Source organism: Stenotrophomonas sp. YJH_SMC_46 (genome assembly GCF_059370315.1).
Genome location: NZ_JCAFTO010000001.1, coordinates 131225 through 151044, shown reverse-complemented (window position 1 = coordinate 151044; position 19820 = coordinate 131225). Strand labels below are relative to the sequence as shown.

Here is a 19820-nt window from a genome sequence, read left to right as displayed (position 1 = left end):
CGCGCGCGATCAGCGGATGGGCGGCCGCTGCAATCATCGCAGGTTCCGGGTCGCCGCATCATACCGTGCGGCGCGGCATGGCGACCGCTGCAGTCGACCGCGCTGCAGGTGGGCCGGGGCGGCGCCAGCCCACGTTCAGCACTCAAGCACGGCATGACTTCAGGCACTGCAATGTGACTACACATGTAGTCAAGCTGCACACACACACTCATTGGACCAGATTGCGATGCCAAGATCCTGCTGGTTGTCCTGCGCACTGGCCCTGGTGTTCGGCATCGCCGGGCCCACCCAAGCGGCGATGCGTGCCGAAGCCCTTGCCGCGATCGAGCGCAACGCGCGCGCCGCGCATTCCGATGCGGTCCTGGTGATGCACGACCGGGAGACGCTGCTTGAGCTGAAGCCCGCCGCGGGGCAGGAATCGGTTCACCTGATGTCGGCCACCAAGTCGGTCGTCGCGCTGGCCATTGCGTTGCTGCTGGACGAAGGAAAGCTGGCTTCGATCGATACGCCGGTCAGCCAGATCTATCCCGAATGGAAGCAGGGCAGGAAGAGCGCCATTACCGTGCGCATGCTGCTGGACCATACCTCGGGCCTGCAGAACGTGGCGAACGCGGGCGAAGAGCTGGAAGGGGCCCCGGACCTGGTCAGGCTGGCACTGGCCGCCGAGCTGAGCGATGCCCCGGGTACCGTGTTCTCCTACAACAACAAGGCCACCAACCTGCTGCCTGGTGTTGTCGAGCGCCTGGCAGGCGAGCCGCTGGATGCCTATCTGGACGCGCGCCTGTTCAATCCCCTGGGCATTGCCCACTACACCTGGATGAAGGATGAGGCAGGCACCCCGCTGGGCATGGCCGGGCTGTCCCTGCGCGCGGCCGATCTTGCCGCCATCGGGCAACTGTTGCTGGACGGAGGCGTGGCGCCGGATGGCAAACGTCTCCTGAGTGAGCAGTCGGTCGCGTTGATGACGACCGAAAGCGCCCGTGCGCCAGATGTGGGGCTGTTGTGGTGGCGGACACCGGCCTGGGAACGCTACCAGCTCAAGCCCCGGCTACGGGATCTGCTGGTGAAAAGGGGCGTGGACGACGACGTACAGCGCGCACTGCAGGCCAGCGCAGGGCGAGTATTCGAAAGCCGCAGCACGCTGGTCGCCTTCCTCGCCGATCAACTGGGCGCGGACTGGTCCCAGCGCTACGGCAGCCAGATCTCCGCGCGCGGCCTGAAGCTCGCCGATCTCTACGACATCTCACGGGGGCCGGTCGTCGGCTTTGCCGCCAACGGCTACCTGGGCCAATACCTGATGATCGTTCCGGAACAGCGTGTCGTCGCAGTGCGCCTGATCCACCGGCGCCAGACCCACAACGCTCCTCAGGACGACTATCCCTCCTTCTTCGCCGATGTCCTGCAGTTGGCGCGGGCACTGCAATAGGCCCTGTCGCCATCATGTCCACGCGCGCTGAACATCTTCCTGGAGCGTTCTTCACTGGCATGCCGCCTAAAGTGGGATGACATCTTGGCCGCACACGTACTGAAGCATGTTTGATTATCAGGACTGGACCTTCCACGCCAATGGCCGAACGGTAGTGGCGCGCGTAGCGCTGGACGGTGAAGGTGGCGGCACCATCAACCGCTACCAGCTGGTGCCGGGACCGGCACAGTCGGGGTTGTGCATCAAGGTCGCCTCCCAGGACGAGGCCGCGCAGAAACTGGAGGCCGAAGTGATGAAGCTGCTGGGACCGGTGTGGTAGCCACTACGCCATGCCGGCCGCGCATCCGCATGTTGACGGCGGCATGACCGACCCGGGCAACGGGCATCGCGCCGGATGCCCGTTGCATGAGGCCGCATACTAGGGCATCAGCACGGTGTCGACCACGTGGATGACGCCGTTGGACTGGCTGACATCTGCAGTGCTGATGCCTGCCTTGCCACCCTTTGCGTCGATGATCCAGAGCTTGCCATCGTGGAGCGCCACGGTGAGAGGCTCACCCTGCACGGTCTTGAGGGTGGCCTTGCCGCCGTGCTTGCGGGCATCGGCCAGAAGCTGCGCCGAACTGTAGCTGCCCGGGACGACGTGGTAGGTCAGGATCCGGGTCAGCTGTGCCTTGTTTTCCGGCTTCACCAGCGTATCGACAGTGCCTGCAGGCAATTTTTCGAAGGCCGCATTGGTGGGCGCGAAAACAGTGAAGGGCCCGGCGCCGTTGAGGGTGTCGACCAGGCCGGCTGCTTTGACCGCTGCAACGAGGGTGGTGTGATCCTTGGAATTGACGGCGTTCTCGACGATGGTCCTGGTGGGGTACATCTCTGCCCCGCCCACGATGACGGCGTTGGCGGCGAAAACTGAGGAGCCGGACGAAACGAGTAGGGCGAAGCCGACTGCGGCGGCGATGCGCTGAAGAGCGTTCACGGTGCGTTCCTTTCTGGATGACCCGCAAGTGCGGGCATCCTTCCTACGTCGGGTGAGCCTGACCGGATGCAGCAGCAGCCGGGTCATGAGCTGTGCCGCGCGCTGCTGGTTTGCTGCGCTGCATGGTGACAAGCGCGAACCGGGGTGATTACTCTCCGCTGCAACGCGATGGTAGCGCTACCAGTCGGACGGGGATCCAAGGTCCAGGGGCTGCCTTCTTTGCCGCGTGTTTGTCCTGGCAGGCTTGAAAAGCAAGTGTAAGTCGCGGCGTGCCCGAGCACCCGTGCTGTTCGGTTTGGAATGCGGGCCACGCCCGTGCGTGCCCCTGGGAGGGGGCGGTACATCCATTCGATCGTATGTCAGAGGGGACTTTCATGAGCACTTGCAGTTTCCGCGGCACCCTGGCCCCGAGGTCCGGTTCATGAGCCGCGCATTGGCGAAGTTCCGGTCCCGGGCCATGTTCACCTTCGTGGGTGGCGCCCTGGTCATCAATCCTGCCTTTGCGCAGGACGCAGCACCGGCGACCGGGCAGCAGCCGCAGAGCCAGTCGCAGCCCACCCAGCTCGATGCAGTGCAGGTCACGGGCATACGCAACAGCCTGAGCCAGGCCATGGACATCAAGCGCGACTCGGCGGGCGTGGTCGACGCGATCAGCGCCGAGGACATCGGCAAGTTCCCCGATACCAATCTTGCCGAATCGTTGCAGCGCATCACCGGCATCTCCATCGAGCGCCGTGACGGCGAGGGCGCGCAGGTGACCGCGCGTGGCTTTGGTCCGCAGTTCAACATGGTCACGCTCAACGGTCGGCAGATGCCGGGTGCCGATGCATTCGGTGCCTCTGGACAGGTCGCCATCGGCGGTGTCGACGGCGGCACCCGCGCCTTCAATTTCGCGCAGCTGGCCGCCGAGGCCATCAATGGCATCGAGGTCTACAAGACCAGCCAGGCACAGGTGCCCAGCGGTGGCATCGGCGCGACGATCAATATCCTGACCTCGCGCCCGCTCGATCACGCCGGCATCGTGGCCAACGCCGGGGCGAAGCTGGTCTCCGATCAGAGCCAGCCGTTCGACAATGACCTGACACCGGAGCTGTCGGGCATCTTCAGCTACAGCAATCCGGAAAAGACCTTTGGCGTCAGCCTCAGCGCGAGCCAGCAGAAGCGCAAGGGTGGCTCGGTGCAGGCCACGGAGAACTACTGGAACGTGCAGCCGTGGACAGGGTCGATGCCGGGCAACCCGACCGTGGTCAATGCTCCGGCCGTCGGCCAGCTTTACGCGCGGCCCAATGACCTGCGCTACGCGTTCTCCGAATTCGAGCGCGAACGCGTCAACGGCCAGGCCGTGCTGCAGTTCGCGCCGACGGACAGCCTGACCCTGACCGTGGATTACACCTACTCGACCAACGAGATCACCGAGAATCGCGGCGAGCAGGGCATGTGGTTGCAGAACAGCAACTACACCAACGTCGAGTTCGACACCAGCGGCGCCGTCGCGACGCCGGTATACATCCGCGAAATCGCCGGCACCAAGGATTTCGGCCTGGAACAGCAGCGCAGCATGCAGGAGTACAAGCTGGGCTCGCTGGGCTTCAACGCCGTCTGGAATGTCAGCGACCGCTTCAAGCTCAGCTTCGATGCGCACAACTCGAAGAACGAGAGCCGCCCGAATGATCCGCTGACCGGCGGTGGTTCGATCTTCATGAGCATCGCCGGCACCAACAACTGCACCCGTGGCCCGCATTGTGGCGGCTCCTGGGTGCAGGAATTGAACTTCAACAATGGCCTGCCGGTTGGCACCCAGGTCTGGTATCCCAGCACCGCCGATGCGGTCGCCGGGACCAATGGCGTGGTCAACCCGGGCTTCCAGGAAGGCGAGGTTGGCACGCAGGTGCTGCGCGTCAACGCGCAGACCCAGATCAGCGAGATCAAGCAGGCGCGCGTCGATGGCGAATGGAACTTCGACCACGGCCGCTTCCAGTTCGGCGTGGACACCAACAAGTCCACCACCCACCGCATCCAGGCCGCCGAGGCCTACTCCACCCTGGGTGACTGGGGCGTGGCCAACGTGGACCGGGATACCGCCGCAGGCCTGATGGACCTGCTGCAGCCGGTCAGCATCGTCGGCCTGTTCGACGACTACAGTGCCAACAGCTGGCCGGCCTGGCGCGGCAATGCCGGACAGCTCGCGCAATGGGCATCTGGCGAGTACGGCGTCGGCCTGGGCGTGAATCCGCAACGCGCGGCCGACAACTTCGTGGAAGAGAAGACCAAGGCGGCGTACTTCCAGGTGGAACTGGACGGGGAACTGGGCGGCATGCGCACCAACACCCGCCTGGGCGTGCGCTATGAAACCACCGACGTGGTGTCGACCTCGGTCATTGCCGTTCCCGAATCCATCGAGTGGCAGGCCAACAACGATTTCCGCATCGTGCTGTCCGATGAGCAGCAGCCCTTCACGGAGAAGGCGCGGTACAGCTACATCCTGCCCAACCTCGATTTCAGCATCGACCTCACCGAGGAACTGAAGGGCCGTGTGTCGTTTGGCAAAAGCATCGCCCGCGCGCCGTACGGCAATCTCTATGCAGGACCCGGGGCCCAGCAGCCGTTCGGCTCGGTGCTGATCGATCCCTCCTCGCGCGCCAGCGGCAATTCCCAGAACCCGAGCCTGAAGCCGCTGGAATCGGACAACCTCGACCTGGGGCTGGAGTGGTACTTCGCCGATGCCAGCTATGTGTCATTGACCTACTGGAACAAGTCGGTCAGCAACTTCATCGGCAACACCGTCGTCCAGGAAAGCCTGTACGGCCTCACCGACCCCACCTCCGGGCCGGATGCACGGGCGGCGTTGGACTTCCTGACCAGCGGCGCCTGCGTCGCCCAGGTCGGGCCGGCCAACGCGGCCGCCTGCTCGGCCAACGACACCTCGCTGTTCACCGCACTGGCGTTGCTGCGCAACAATCCTGCCGGCCTGGGCGCCTACAACGGAACCGATGCGCAGGTTCTGGCCACCGAAGCGGCCTACGATCTGTATGGGCAGGCCAACGATCCGCTGTACCAGTTCAACGTCAATCGCCCGATCAACCAGAACAAGTCCAAGCTGCACGGCTGGGAGCTGGGCGGGCAGTACTTCTTCGGTGACACCGGGTTCGGCGTACTGGCCAACTACACGGTGGTGAAAGGTGATGTCGGCTACAACAACGGCGGCGATCCGGGTATCGACCAGTTCTCGCTCACCGGCCTGAGCGACACCGCCAACGCCATGCTGATGTACGAGAAGTACGGGTGGTCGGTGCGAGTGGCATGGAACTGGCGCGATCAGTACCTGATCCTGGCCAACCAGGGCTCCAGCCGCAATCCGTACTATGTGGAGCCGTACGAGCAGTGGGATCTCAGCGTCAACTACGCGCTCGATGACCACTGGTCCTTCAGCCTGGAGGCGATCAACCTGACCGGTGAGGATGTGCGGTGGCGCTCGCGCACGTCGCAGATGATCGTCAAGCTGGCAGACCAGAGCCCGCGCTACATGCTGGGCGTCCGCTACAAGTTCTGAACCTGGTTGCCGATGCGTCCGGCACGGCACCGCTGCCCGCCAGCGGTGCCGTGCCGGGACGGTGTCGCCGCACCTGTCGAGCCTGCGCTACCCTGCCGGCCAGCAACCCGCATTGGACTGGATACCGTGATGGCCCGCTACGAAATGCTCAACAACATCGCGCATCGGGACCTGAAGGTCGCCACCGGATTCGGGCCGCAGTTCGGCGATGCGGTGGGCATGGTGCCGGCCTATCCCAGCGAGTTCGCTGAACTGCAGCGTGAGTATCCGATCTTCCTGCGCAGGGAAAGCGGGACAGAAGCGTGGCAGTCCGTGGCCCTGCTGGGTTTCGAACAACACGAGAACCTGTTCCTGCAGGACGGGCGCTGGAATGCCTCCTACCTGCCTGGTGCGGCCGCCAAAGGTCCGTTCCTGATCGGGTTCCAGGAGCACTACGTGGATGGCCTGCTCACCCAGGATGCGGTGATGCACGTGGACCTGGACCATCCGCGCGTCACCGCCGGCGCCGGTGAGCCGGTGTTCCTGCCGCAGGGCGGCAACACGCCCTACCTGGACCACATCGCCGGCGTGCTGCGCGGCATCCACGAGGGCAGCGCGTACGCGGCCGCAATGTTCGCGATGCTCGACGACTGCGGCCTCATCCAGCCGGTCACGCTCGACGTGCAGATCGCGCCGCACCACCGCGTGGGCGTGAGCGGATTGCACGGCGTCGACCGCGAGCGCCTGGCGGCGCTGGACAGTTCGCGCCTGGCTGCGTTGAACCGCGCCGGTTACCTGGAAGGTGCGTACCTGATGCTTGCCTCGCTGCATAACATGCGCCGCCTGATCGCCGAGAAGCAGCGCCGCCTCCGCGTCCAGGACGGCACCGCGCAGGCGGTCAGGAACTGACCGGTGCACGCCAGCCTGCCGATGCGGATCCTGGAAGGCATCGATCCTGCCGCGTTGCCATTGGCTGACCTGGTGGACGCCGGTGAGCCGGTCGTACTGCGCGACATCGCCAGCGGTTGGCCACTGGTCCAGGCCGGACTGGGCGGCGTGCACGACGCGATGGTGTACCTGTGCAGCGTCGATGCGGGTGCGCCCATCCAGTACTCGTTCGGCGGCCCCGAGATCGCGGGCCGCCCGTTCTACAGCGCGGACTTCACCCGGCTGAACTTCGAAGTGCGGCGTGGCGGTCTGGCCCAGGTGCTGGAAGAGATCGCCACGACGCTGCATGCGCCTCGGCCGCCAACCTATTACGTGGCCTCGCTGCCGATCGAGCGGGCACTGCTGCCGGCATTCGCGCAGGCCAACGACGCCGGGCTGGCGAAGCAGGGCATCGACGCCACCGCCAGCATCTGGATCGGCAACCGGGTGACGGCCTCGTGCCATTTCGACACACCCGACAACCTCGCCTGCTGCGCGGTGGGGCAGCGCGAGTTCACGCTGTTCCCGCCCGCCCAGATCGACAACCTCTATCCGGGCCCGCTCGATCCCACGCCGGGCGGACAGGTGGTCAGCGTGGTGGACTTCGAGCGCCCCGACTTCGATCGGCATCCACGTTTCCGCGAGGCGCTGGCGCATGCACGCAGCGCGGTACTTGGACCCGGCGATGCGATCTTCATTCCCAGCATGTGGTGGCACCATGTACGCAGCCTGGAGCCGTTCAACGTGCTGGTGAACTACTGGTGGCGAAGCTCGCCGGCCTGGCTGGGGTCGCCGCTGGCGGCGCTGCAGCACGCGATGTGGTCCGTGCGCGACCTGCCAGCGCGTGAGAAGCAGGCCTGGGAAGGGCTCTTCCGTTACTACGTATTCGGCCCCGGCGAGCGCGCGGGGCAGCACCTGCCTGACGCCGCGCGCGGAGATCTGGCACCGTTCGACGAGCAGCGCGCCCGCCGCATGCGCGCGATGCTGCTGGGCAGGCTCAACCGTTGAGAGAGGGCACCGCGTTGGATACCGAGAGCACGCCTGCAGGGCGCATCCGCAAGGTGGTCATTGCCGGTGGCGGTACAGCGGGATGGCTGGCCGGCTGCGCGCTGGCGCATCAGTTCCGTGACCAGCTGCAGATCACGCTGGTCGAGTCCGAGCAGATCGGCACGGTCGGCGTCGGTGAGTCCACCGTGCCGCCGATCCGCACCTTTCATCGCTTCCTGCAGATTGACGAGCAGGAGTTCCTGCGCGCGGTGGCCGGCACCTTCAAGCTGTCGATCTCGTTCGAGAACTGGCGGCTGCCCGGGGATCGCTTCTTCCATCCGTTCGGCACCATCGGCCATGGCACTTGGGCGGCTCCCTTCCATCACTTCTGGCTGGACAGCCTGCGCCGCGGCATGCCCTCGGACCTGGGCGACTTCTGCCTGGAGAGCATCGCGTCGCGCGGCGACCGCTTCTCGCTGCACACCCAGCCGCAGGCCAGCTATGCGTATCACTTCGATGCCAGCCTGTATGCGCGGTTCCTGCGCGGCAGGGCCGAGGCCAACGGCCTGCGCCGGATCGAAGGCAGGATCGCCCAGGTCAGGCAGCACGCGCACGACGGCTCGGTTCAGGCGCTGGTACTGGACGACGGCCAGGTGATCGAGGGCGATCTGTTCATCGACTGCACGGGGTTCCGTGGCCTGCTGATCGAGCAGGCGCTGGGCACCGGCTACGAGGACTGGCACGAATGGCTTCCGTGCGACCGGGCCGTGGCGGTGCAGACCGAAGCGGTGGCGCCGCCGGTGCCCTATACCCGGGCGATCGCCCACGAGGCGGGGTGGCGCTGGCACATCGCGCTGCAGCACCGCGTTGGCTGTGGGTTGGTGTATGACAGCCGCCATCTGTCTGATGACGAGGCCGCCGCGAAACTGCTGCGCGATGCAGGGGCTCCACCTTTGCGCGACCCATGGAACGTGCCGTTCCGCAGCGGGCGCCGGCTGAAGGCCTGGAACGGGAACGTGGTGTCGCTCGGGCTGGCCAGCGGTTTCATCGAGCCACTGGAGTCGACCAGCATCCATCTGACGATCAGCGCGGTGGTGCGCCTGATCCAGTTGTTCCCGTTCGACGGCATCAGTGCGTCGCTGGTGCAGTTGTACAACGATGTCAGCCGCCAGGAAATGGAGCACGTGCGCGACTTCATCATCCTGCACTATCACGCAACGCAGCGCACCGAACCGACGTGGAAGGCGTGTCGCGAGATGAGCGTGCCCGGATCGCTGCAGCAGCGGTTGCAGGCGTGGCGCGAGCGTGCGCACGCCTGGCAGGACCCCGGCGAGCTGTTCCGCATCGAGTCCTGGACCAGCGTGCTGCTCGGGCAGGGCATTCCGCCAGGCCCGCCGCATCCGCTGGCGCGGGCAGTGAGCGACGCCGATCTGCGCACCCTGTTGAAGGGCATCCAGCAGCCGGTGCAGCAGGCCGCCGCGCAGATGCCGACCCAGGCGGAGTTCATCGCGCAGTACTGCAGGTCCGGCGTTGACGTGTGGCGTTCGACGGCAGCAAACGCATAGCAGGTTTTGCGTTGCAGCACGCTTTTTCCGCTGCAGCTGGTTACAGTGCGGGAACACCGCAGGCGATGACGCATGCGGTGGCAACGAGGGGGCCGGGCAGCACGCCCCCTTTTTGAGTCCACGGAATGTTAGCGCTACCTTTTTGTTGATCGGAGGCGGTTTCGATGGGTCTGGTTGCAGGGATCGATGCAGGGACGCAGAGCCTGAAGGTGCTGGTCTACGACCCGCAGGCGCAAGCGGTGGCCGCCGTCACCAGCGCGCCGCTCACGCTGGACAGCGGTGCCGACGGCAGCCGTGAACAGGCGCCTGCCGACTGGGTGTCGGCCCTGCGCGACTGCTTTGCCAGGATCGACCCCTCGCTGCGCGCTCGCATCGTCGCACTGGCGGTATCGGGGCAGCAGCATGGGTTCGTGCCGGTTGATGATGCTGGCGAGGTACTGGCGCCGGCCAAGCTGTGGTGCGACACCAGCACCTCGGCCGAATGCATCCAGATCATGGACGCCGTGGGAGGATTCCAACGGACCATCGCGCTGGCGGGCAACCCGATCCTGGCCGGCTACACAGCGTCCAAGCTGCCCTGGACCCGGATCCACCGTGCCGACGCCTATGCGCGGCTGGCGACCATCCTGCTGCCACACGACTACCTGAATTTCGTGTTGACCGGGCAGCGGTTCTGCGAGCTTGGCGATGCGTCCGGAACCGGCTGGCTGGACGTGCGCACACGCACCTGGTCGCAGGAACTGCTGCGCGCCACCGATCCTGATCGTGATCTTGCCGCCTGCCTGCCTCCGATCGCCGCACCCGACGCCCTCTTTGATATCGCGCCGAAGGCCGCGGCCGCGCTCGGGATTGCAGCGGCGGTGAAGGTGGCCGTTGGCGGCGGCGACAACATGATGGCCGCGATCGGCACTGGCTGCGTCACCGAAGGACGCCTGGCGATGAGCCTGGGAACGTCTGGAACGCTGTTCGCCTATTCCAGCGCGCCGGTGATCGACGCGGACGGCGCCTGGGCCGCGTTCTGCTCGTCCACGGGAGGATGGCTGCCGCTGATCTGCACCATGAACTGCACCGTGGCGACCGAACAGGTGGCCCGTGCCTTCGGCTTCAGCACTCGCGACGGCGATGCGCACCTGCGCGCGACGCCACCGGGAGCAGGCGGGCTGGTGATGCTGCCCTTCCTCAATGGCGAGCGTACGCCGGACCTGCCGCTCGGCAAGGGTGTGCTGGCCGGCCTGGACACCGCCAACTTCACTCCGGCGCACCTCTACCGCGCCGCCATGGAGGGCGCGACCTACAGCCTGAGGTACGGCTACGACGCCTTCGTCCGCGCGGGCATGCAGTTTGATCGCATCGTACTCACCGGCGGTGGCAGCAACAGCGCTGCCTGGCGTCAACTGGTGGCCGATGTGTTCGGCCTGCCCGTGGAGGTCCCGGTGCAGGCCGAAGGCGCGGCGTTTGGAGCGGCGCTACAGGCGCTGTGGTCGCTCGCCCGATCGCAGGGCAACGCCACTTCGATCAGCGACATCACCGCACGGCACGTCACCGTCGATCCCACGCTCTCCGCGCGCCCGGATCCGGACCGCAGCGATGCCTATGCACGGGCCTACGCACGCTTCCTCAGTCATCTTGATGCCATCACGCCGCTGCAGCGCGGCTGATGGCTCCTCCACGACACCCCGTACAACGACAGGAGCACGCACCATGAGCACGCAGCCCTTCATCGGCGCCAAGGAATACTTCCCCGGCATCGGCCGCATTCCGTTCGAGGGCAAGGGCTCGGACAATCCGCTTGCCTTCAAGGTCTACGATGCAAACCGGGTCATCGGTGGCAAGACCATGCAGGAGCATCTGCGCTTTGCCGTGTGCTACTGGCATACCTTCTGCAATGCCGGGCACGATCCGTTCGGCCCGGGTACCCGGCAGTTCCCGTGGGAGGCGGGCTCGCCGCTGGCCACGGCCGAAGCGAAAGTGGACGCGGCGTTCGAGTTCTTCACCAAGCTGGGCGTGCCGTACTGGTGCTTCCACGATATCGACCTGGCGCCGGATGCCGATGATATCGGCCAGTACCAGAAGAACCTCACGCACATGGTGGGCCTGGCCAAGGCGCGCCAGGAGGCCACCGGCGTCAAGCTGCTGTGGGGCACGGCCAACCTGTTCTCGCACCCGCGCTACATGAACGGTGCATCGACCAATCCCGATTTCGCCGTGGTGGCCCGCGCCGCGGTGCAGGTCAAGGCCGCCTTGGAGGCCACGGTCGAACTCGGTGGCGAGCACTACGTGTTCTGGGGCGGGCGCGAGGGCTATGCGTCGCTGGCCAATACGCAGATGAAGCGCGAGATCGAGCACTTCGCACGCTTCCTGACCATGGCCCGCGACTATGGCCGCAGCATCGGCCTGAAGGGCAACTTCCTGATCGAGCCCAAGCCGATGGAGCCGATGAAGCACCAGTACGACTTCGACAGTGCCACGGTGGTGGGCTTCCTGAAGGAACACGGGCTGGACAAGGACTTCAAGCTCAACATCGAGGCCAACCACGCCACGTTGTCCGGCCATACCTTCGAGCACGACCTGCAGGTCGCGTCCGATCATGGCCTGCTCGGCAGCATCGATGCCAACCGCGGCAACGCGCAGAACGGCTGGGACACCGACCAGTTCCCCAGCGATCTGTACGACACCGTGGGCGCGATGCTGGTCGTGCTGCGCCAGGGTGGGCTGGAGGGCGGGTTGAACTTCGATGCGAAGGTGCGCCGTGAGTCGACCGACCTGGAGGATCTGTTCATTGCCCACATTGGTGGCATGGACGCGTTCGCACGCGGCCTGGAGGTTGCCCATGCACTGCTGACCGAGTCTCCCTGGGAGCAATGGCGCAAGGAGCGCTACGCAAGTTTCGACAGTGGCGCCGGCCAGGAGTTCGAGCGTGGCACGCTCAGCCTGCCGGACCTGGCGGCACTGGCCGCCCGCCTCGGCGAACCGCGCCAGGCCAGCGGCAAGCAGGAGCGTTACGAAAACCTGCTCAACCAGTACCTGCTGCGCTGAGCGCGGCAACGGCGCACTCAAGGGGACGGGGATGAACCAGGCAGCAGGCAGCGGTGAGAACACACGACTGATCGTACTGATCAGCGTGGTGGCGACGATTGGCGGTTTTCTGTTCGGCTTCGACAGCGGTGTGATCAATGGCACCCAGGATGGCCTGCACCAGGCGTTCCGGTCCGGTGAGTGGATGCAGGGGTTCGAGATCGCGTCGATGCTGCTGGGCTGTGCGGTGGGCGCGTTCAGTGCAGGCCGGCTGGCCGACCGCTTGGGCCGTCGCAACGTGCTGATCCTGTCGGCAGTGATGTTCCTGCTGTCGGCACTCGGTGCCGGGGCGGCGGTGTCGTCGGGCTGGTTCATTGCCGCGCGGGTGGTGGGTGGATTCGCGGTCGGCGCGGCCAGCGTGATCTCCCCGGCCTACATTGCCGAGGTCGCTCCGGCCCGCTATCGCGGCCGCCTGGCTACCGTGCAGCAGATCGCGATCATCACCGGCCTCACCGCTGCCTTCCTGTCCAACTACCTGCTGGCGGCCGCAGCGGGCGCGTCGACCGAACCGCTGTGGGGCGGGCAGGCCGCCTGGCGCTGGATGTTCTGGATGCAGGCCGCGCCATCGCTGCTGTTCCTGCTGCTGTTGCTGACCATTCCTGAGAGCCCGCGCTACCTGGTGGTGAAGCGGCGCAAGGACGATGCACTGCGGGTGCTGACCCGGCTGCTGGGCAGCGACAAGGCCCGCGCCACGCTCGAGGAGATCGATGCCTCGTTGTCCAACGACCATCATCGCCCTCGACTGTCCGACCTGAAGAGCCGGGCGACAAGGCGGATCCGCCCGATTGTCTGGGTCGGCGTCGGGCTGGCCTGCTTCCAGCAGCTGGTCGGCATCAACGTGGTGTTCTATTACGGCGCCGTGCTGTGGCAGGCGGTCGGCTTTTCCGAAAACGACGCGCTGCTGATCAACGTGCTGTCCGGCGCGCTGAGCATCGGTGCCTGCGTGGTCACCGTGCTGCTGATCGACCGGATCGGCCGCAAACCCCTGCTGTGGTTCGGCTCGGCCGGGATGTCGCTGTCGCTTGCACTGGTGGTGGTGGCGTTTGCCAGCGGTTCGCTGGTCGACGGGCATCTGCAGCTGCCCGGCCGCATGGGCACGCTGGCGCTGGTGGCGGCCAATGCCTACGTCGTGTTCTTCAATCTGTCCTGGGGGCCGGTGATGTGGGTGATGCTGGGCGAGATGTTCCCGAACCAGATCCGCGGTTCGGCACTGGCAGTCGCCGGCGCGGCGCAGTGGACCTCCAACTTCGTGGTCACGGTGACGTTCCCGATGCTGCTGGCCGCGGCAGGGCTGGCGGCCACCTACGGCATCTACCTGGTGGCTGCCGTGATCTCGGTGATTTTCGTGGTCCGGCATGTGCACGAGACCAAGGGCAAGGAACTGGAGCAGATGGAAGGATGAGCACCATGACATCGCAGGCCTTGGTAATCCGCAGCGGCGCGCTGGTCGCCGCACTGATGCTGGGATTGCTCGGCTGCCGCGGCCAGGACCGGGCTGCCGCCGCCGCAGCCACCGACAAGGATCCCTGGCCGGAGGTCATCTGGCCCCTGGCTGCGGACCCGGCGCTGGAGAAGCGCATCACCGACCTGATGGCCGGCATGACGGTGGAGGAAAAGGTCGGCCAGCTGGTGCAGGGCGACATCGCCAGCGTCACCCCCGATGACGTGCGCCGCTACCGGCTCGGCTCGATCCTGGCCGGTGGCAACTCCGATCCCGGTGGCCGCTATGACGCGTCGCCGGCCGAATGGCTGGCGCTGGCCGACGCCTTCTACGACGCCTCGATGGACACCTCGAAAGGCGGCAAGGCCATTCCGCTGCTGTTCGGCATTGATGCCGTGCACGGGCAGAGCAACATCATGGGTGCCACGTTGTTCCCGCACAACATCGGGCTGGGCGCCACGCGCAATCCGGCGCTGCTGCGGCAGATCGGTGACATTACCGCGCTGGAGACCCGCGTCACCGGCATGGAGTGGACGTTCGCGCCGACCGTTGCCGTACCCCAGGATGATCGCTGGGGACGCACCTACGAAGGCTACTCCGAATCGCCGGACGTGGTGGCCAGCTATGCCGCCGCCATGGTGGAGGGATTGCAGGGCAGGGTGGGAACGCCGGAGTTCCTCGATGGCCGCCATGTGATCGCCTCGGTGAAGCACTTCCTCGGTGATGGCGGCACCACCGACGGCAAGGACCAGGGCGACACCCGCATCAGTGAGCCGGACCTGGTGCGCATCCACGCCGCCGGATATCCGCCGGCAATCGCCGCCGGCGCGCAGACCGCGATGGCGTCGTTCAACAGCGTCAACGGTGAAAAGATGCATGGGCACCGGCACTACCTTACCGATGTACTCAAGGGCCGCATGAACTTCGGTGGCTTCGTGGTGGGTGACTGGAATGGTCATGGACAGGTCAAGGGCTGCACCGCCACAGACTGCCCCGCGACCATCATCGCGGGCCTGGACATGGCGATGGCCTCGGACAGCTGGAAGGGTTTCTACGAGACGACGCTGGCTGCGGTGAAGGATGGGCGGATCACGCCGCAACGCCTGGACGATGCGGTGCGCCGGATCCTGCGGGTCAAGTTCCGCCTTGGGCTGTTCGAGGCCGGCAGGCCATCCACACGGGCCGTTGGTGGGCAGTTCGCACTGATCGGCGCGCCGGCACATCGCGCGGTTGCCCGGCAGGCCGTGCGCGAATCGCTGGTCCTGCTGAAAAACCAGAACGGCCTCCTGCCGCTGTCGCCGAAGCAGCGGATCCTCGTGGCCGGCGACGGTGCCGACGATGTCGGCAAGCAGGCCGGCGGCTGGACGCTCAACTGGCAGGGCACCGGCACCAGCCGCAAGGACTTCCCCAATGCGGACACGATCTACGAGGGCATCGCGCGCCAGGCCAGGGCGGCCGGTGGTGAAGCCGTGCTTGCCGTCGATGGTCGCTATGCAGTGAAGCCCGAGGTCGCGGTGGTGGTGTTTGGCGAAGACCCCTATGCCGAGTTCCAGGGAGACCGGCCGACGCTGGCCTACAAGCCCGGCAACGAAACGGACCTGGCGCTGCTCAAGCGGCTCAAGGCCGACGGCATACCGGTTGTCGCGATCTTCCTGAGCGGGCGGCCGCTCTGGGTGAACCGGGAAATCAATGCCGCCGATGCTTTCGTGGCTGCATGGCTGCCGGGCTCGGAAGGCGCCGGCATTGCCGATGTACTGCTGCGCGGAAGCGATGGCCGCGTGCAGCACGATTTCAAGGGCAAGCTCAGTTTCAGCTGGCCGCGCACTGCCACCCAGTACGCCAACAACGTTGGCCAGAAGGACTACGATCCGTTGTTTGCGTTCGGCTTCGGCCTGACCTACGCCGACAACGGCGACCTGGCCGCGCTGCCGGAGGCATCGGGCGCGACCGGCAACGAGGGCGCGACCGGCGTGTTCTTCGCCCGCGGTGATGCAGGCCCCGGCATGGCGCTGCGCCTTGAGCAGGCCGCAGGCCAGGGCCTGACCGTGACCCGCGTGCCGGATGCATTGCCCGATGATCGGCTGAAGATCACCGGCGTGGATCATCTGGCGCAGGAGGATGGGCGACGCCTGGCCTGGTCGGGCAATGGCGAGGCCGTCGCTGCACTGCAGTCGCACACGGCGCTGGATCTGCAGCGCGAATCCAACGGCGACCTGATGCTGCTGACCACGCTGCGGGTCGACGCTGCGCCGCAGGGTGAGGCGTGGCTGTCGGTCGGTTGCGGCGCGGGCTGCTCGGCACGCATCGCCATCGGGGCCTCGCTGGCGGCGCTTCCACAAGGCCAGTGGAAGCGTGTTGGCGTGCCACTGAAGTGCCTGGCCAAGGCGGGCGCCAAGCTGGACGCGATCGACCGACCGTGGTCAGTGGTGACGGGCGATGCGATGACGATCTCCGTGTCACGCGTCGCGCTGGGCGCACTGAACGAAGCCGAGGTCACCCTCGGATGCGGTACATGATGCCTGCGCTACCGCTACCGCTACCGCTACCGGGGCGGCGCGGCTACCGAACCGCGTGCGATCAGCCGATGCGGCATCACATGATCGCGCAGCACCGTTGCGTCCGCCGCCGGACGGCGGATGGTGCGCAGCAGGATGTCGACGGCCGCGTTGGCCATCGAGGCGATGGGCTGGTGGATCGTGGTCAGTTCCGGCCACACGGTGGTGGCGGCCGAGGTGTCATCGAAACCCACGACCGACAGGTCGCGCGGCACTTCCAGCCCGCGCCGGTGCGCGACGGAGATGGCGGCGGCGCCCATGTCGTCGTTGCTGGCGAAAATCGCGGTCGGTGGGCGGCGTTGGGACAACAGCGTTTCGGCGGCAGCCAGGCCGGACCGGTAGGTGTAGTCACCGTGTTGGACCAGGCCAGGCTCCACCGCAAGCCCGGCCTCGCGCAGGGCGGTGACGAAGCCGTCGTAACGGAGCGCACTGGCGCTCAGGTCATCGCGCCCACGGATGAAACCGATGCGGGTGTGTCCCTGCCGGAGCAGGTGCTCGGTCATTTCCCTGCCCGCACTGAAATCGTCGATGCGGACGCAGGACAGGGCCTCGCTCAGGCGCCCCGATGCGATGGCCACCACTGGAATGCCAGCCTTGACCAGTTCGCTTACGGCGGCCTGCGATTCGCACAGGGGCGGCGGCAGGATCACCCCGTCGACGCGTCCGGCGAGCGCACGCGCCGCCTTGCGTTCGGATTCGGCATCCAGGTTGTCCCAGTAGTCGATGACCAGCTGGATGGCGGAACTGGAGGCGACGCGCAGCAGGCCCACCAGCAGTTCGCGCAGGTAGGCGCCGCTGGGGTTGGTGTAGATCAGCGCAATGCGCGTGTGCTGTGCAGCGGCCAGCGAACTGGCGGCAAGATTGGGCGTATAGCCCAGCTCGCGCACGGCGCGCAGCACGCGCTCGCGGGTGACGTCGCGCACCTTGCCCTGGTTGATCACCCGCGACACGGTCATAGGCGAAACGCCGGCAAGGGCCGCAACCTCGTCGATCGTCACGCCTGCGGTTCTGCGGCGAACCGATTTCTTCGGCTTGTCCAATGCACGATCCCTTTGTTCTTGGTGGCGCTGCCGCGCGGGTGCGAAGGACGATGATGCGCTGCCCCGGGCCCGGACGTAGTCTACAAAGGCGCATGTTAACGCCGTTGTTGTGTGCTGTCGGCACGCGCCTGTGCGCCGTGCTCGTGTTGCTGGCCTGTGCTGGCGGGGCACGGGCGGAGGATGGCTATGCGCTGTGGATGCGCTACCAGCCGGTTGCCGCAACGGTTGCTGCCGATTACCGGCGGCAACTGGCCGAAGTGGTCGCCCCGGATCGCACGCCGATGCAGCGCGCCACCCGCGACGAGCTTGCGCGGAGCCTTTCTGGATTGCTGGGAACGGCCCCGCCAATGCGAACGGCAATCACTACTGACCATGCCCTGGTGCTGGGTACGCCGCAGTCTTCGGCGCTGGTTGCCGCGTTCGGCAACGAGATCGCGACGTTGGGCGACGAGGGCTTCCTGATCCGGCAGGTCCGGACCGAGGGGCGCGATGTGCTGCTGGTGGCGGCACGCCGGGATGTCGGCGTGCTGTATGGCACGTTCCACCTGCTGCGCCTGTTGCAGCGTGGCATGCCGCTGCAGGGGCTGAACGTGCGGGAGTCGCCGCGGGTCGCACTGCGTGTGCTCGACCATTGGGACAACCTGGACCGCTACGTCGAGCGTGGCTATGCGGGCAGCTCGCTGTGGGACTGGCAGACGTTGCCGCAATGGCGTGACCCGCGCTACACCGACTACGCCCGTGCCAACGCTTCGCTCGGCATCAACGGCACCGTCCTCAACAACGTCAACGCCAGTGCGCTGAGCCTGTCGCCGGCCTATCTGGCCAAGGCCGCCGCGCTGGCCGACGTGTTCCGCGCCTATGGCATCCGGGTCTACCTGAGCGCACGCTTCAGTGCGCCCATCGAGCTCGGCGGCCTGGCGACGGCTGACCCGTTGGATCCCGGCGTGCGGCGCTGGTGGCGCGACAAGGTCGATGAGATCCATGCGCACATACCGGATTTCGGCGGCTTCCTGGTCAAGGCGAACTCGGAGGGCCAACCCGGCCCGCAGGATTACGGTCGTTCCCATGCCGACGGCGCCAACCTGCTGGCCGACGCGCTGGCGCCCTACAACGGCGTGGTGATGTGGCGGGCCTTCGTGTATTCGCACAAGGTCCCCGAAGATCGCGCCAAGCAGGCATACAGCGAGTTTGTCGGGCTGGACGGCGCCTTCCGCCCCAACGTGATCGTGCAGGTGAAGAACGGCCCCATCGACTTCCAGCCGCGCGAGCCGTTCCACCCCTTGTTTGGCGCGATGCCGCGCACGCCGCTGATGATGGAGCTGCAGATCACCAAGGAGTACCTGGGTTTTGCGACGCACCTGGTGTACCTGGGAACGCTCTACGAAGAAGTGCTGCAGGCCGACACCCATGCCCGTGGCGAAGGCTCCACGGTTGCCCGCGTGGTCGATGGTTCGCTGGAGGGCCACGCACTCACCGGTATCGCCGGCGTCGCCAACATCGGCATGGACCGTACCTGGAGTGGCTCGCACTTCGACCAGGCCAACTGGTACGCCTTCGGCCGACTGGCCTGGAACCCGCAGCAATCCGCGCGCGCGATTGCCGAAGACTGGGCAGCGCTGACGTTCTCGCCCGACCTGCAGGTGACCGGCCCGATCGTGCGGATGATGATGGACTCGCGCGAGGCGGCAGTGGATTACATGACGCCGCTGGGCCTGCATCACCTCATGGCACGCGGCCATCACTACGGCCCCGGCCCCTGGGTGGACGGCGGCCCGCGTGCGGACTGGACGTCGGTCTACTACCACCGCGCAGATAGCCAGGGCATCGGTTTTGATCGCAGCGCAGGCGGAAGCAACGCCGTAGGCCAGTACGCCCCGCAGGTCGCCGAGATCTATGGCGACCCCGAGCGGGTGCCCGAGTCGCTGCTGCTGTGGTTCCATCATGTGCCGTGGGATCACCGCATGCGCTCGGGCGGGACGCTCTGGGATGAGCTGGTCGGGCGCTATTCGCGGGGTGTGCGCCAGGTGCGGTCGATGCAGGACACCTGGGCCGGCCTGAGCGACCGGATCGATCCGCAGCGGCATCGGCACGTTGCTGCGTTCCTGCAGATCCAGCACGACGAAGCGCAATGGTGGCGTGACGCCAGCGTGGCGTACTTCCAGTCGCTCAGCGGACGGCCATTGCCCGCCGGCGAACGGCCACCGCCGCAGCCATTGTCGTACTACCAGGCGTTGCAGTTTCCGTTCGCACCGGGGGATGGCCGATGAGCAGGTTCGGAGCGGTCGGGTGTGTGCTGTTG

13 protein-coding genes are annotated in these 19820 nt (G+C 66.4%); 11 read left to right on the top strand and 2 right to left on the bottom strand.

What is annotated here, in order from left to right:
* Positions 1–244: 244 nt before the first annotated feature.
* Entirely contained in the window at positions 245–1426 is a 1182-nt protein-coding gene (locus AC5P8C_RS00745) for a serine hydrolase domain-containing protein (protein WP_495218386.1), read from the top strand.
* Between the two features lie 106 nt (positions 1427–1532).
* Complete coding sequence (locus tag AC5P8C_RS00740; RefSeq protein ID WP_021202391.1) at positions 1533–1745, top strand: hypothetical protein; 213 nt, start codon at positions 1533–1535, stop codon at positions 1743–1745.
* 99 nt (positions 1746–1844) lie between these two features.
* On the opposite strand, the gene AC5P8C_RS00735 is transcribed toward AC5P8C_RS00740, so the two are convergent.
* Positions 1845–2402, bottom strand: a complete 558-nt coding sequence (locus tag AC5P8C_RS00735) for a fasciclin domain-containing protein (protein ID WP_021202392.1) — start codon at positions 2400–2402, stop codon at positions 1845–1847.
* A 421-nt stretch (positions 2403–2823) separates the two neighbouring features.
* On the opposite strand from AC5P8C_RS00735, the gene AC5P8C_RS00730 reads away from it, so the two are divergent.
* From AC5P8C_RS00730 to AC5P8C_RS00695, 8 genes are all read left to right on the top strand, one after another.
* On the top strand, positions 2824–5952 hold the full coding sequence (locus AC5P8C_RS00730) for a TonB-dependent receptor (RefSeq protein WP_495218210.1): 3129 nt from the start codon (positions 2824–2826) through the stop codon (positions 5950–5952).
* A gap of 129 nt (positions 5953–6081) precedes the next feature.
* The gene (locus AC5P8C_RS00725; protein WP_019659740.1) at positions 6082–6840 is read left to right on the top strand and encodes a SapC family protein; all 759 of its coding nucleotides are present in this window, start codon (positions 6082–6084) and stop codon (positions 6838–6840) included.
* A 3-nt stretch (positions 6841–6843) separates the two neighbouring features.
* The gene (locus AC5P8C_RS00720) at positions 6844–7866 is read left to right on the top strand and encodes a cupin-like domain-containing protein (RefSeq protein ID WP_233652817.1); all 1023 of its coding nucleotides are present in this window, start codon (positions 6844–6846) and stop codon (positions 7864–7866) included.
* 14 nt (positions 7867–7880) lie between these two features.
* Positions 7881–9410 carry a tryptophan halogenase family protein gene (locus AC5P8C_RS00715; protein ID WP_495218385.1) on the top strand — a complete coding sequence of 510 codons (1530 nt, stop codon included), beginning with the start codon at positions 7881–7883 and terminating at the stop codon, positions 9408–9410.
* Positions 9411–9574: 164 nt separating this feature from the next.
* Positions 9575–11068 (top strand): xylulokinase, encoded by a 1494-nt coding sequence (xylB, locus tag AC5P8C_RS00710; RefSeq protein WP_019659737.1) that lies wholly within the window; start codon positions 9575–9577, stop codon positions 11066–11068.
* Positions 11069–11111: 43 nt separating this feature from the next.
* On the top strand, positions 11112–12446 hold the full coding sequence (xylA, locus tag AC5P8C_RS00705) for a xylose isomerase (RefSeq protein WP_019659736.1): 1335 nt from the start codon (positions 11112–11114) through the stop codon (positions 12444–12446).
* 31 nt (positions 12447–12477) lie between these two features.
* Positions 12478–13887: a sugar porter family MFS transporter gene (locus AC5P8C_RS00700; protein ID WP_019659735.1), complete on the top strand. Its 1410-nt coding sequence runs from the start codon at positions 12478–12480 to the stop codon at positions 13885–13887.
* Positions 13884–16442, top strand: a complete 2559-nt coding sequence (locus tag AC5P8C_RS00695; RefSeq protein WP_019659734.1) for a glycoside hydrolase family 3 protein — start codon at positions 13884–13886, stop codon at positions 16440–16442. Before AC5P8C_RS00700 ends, AC5P8C_RS00695 begins: the two co-directional genes overlap by 4 nt.
* Positions 16443–16468: 26 nt before the next feature.
* Here the strand turns inward: AC5P8C_RS00695 and AC5P8C_RS00690 are convergent, their stop codons facing one another.
* Complete coding sequence (locus tag AC5P8C_RS00690) at positions 16469–17521, bottom strand: LacI family DNA-binding transcriptional regulator (RefSeq protein ID WP_026346992.1); 1053 nt, start codon at positions 17519–17521, stop codon at positions 16469–16471.
* Between the two features lie 92 nt (positions 17522–17613).
* Here AC5P8C_RS00690 and AC5P8C_RS00685 point away from each other — a divergent pair, with 92 nt between their 5' ends.
* Positions 17614–19788 carry an alpha-glucuronidase family glycosyl hydrolase gene (locus AC5P8C_RS00685; protein ID WP_050563253.1) on the top strand — a complete coding sequence of 725 codons (2175 nt, stop codon included), beginning with the start codon at positions 17614–17616 and terminating at the stop codon, positions 19786–19788.
* The last annotated feature ends 32 nt before the right edge of the window (positions 19789–19820 follow it).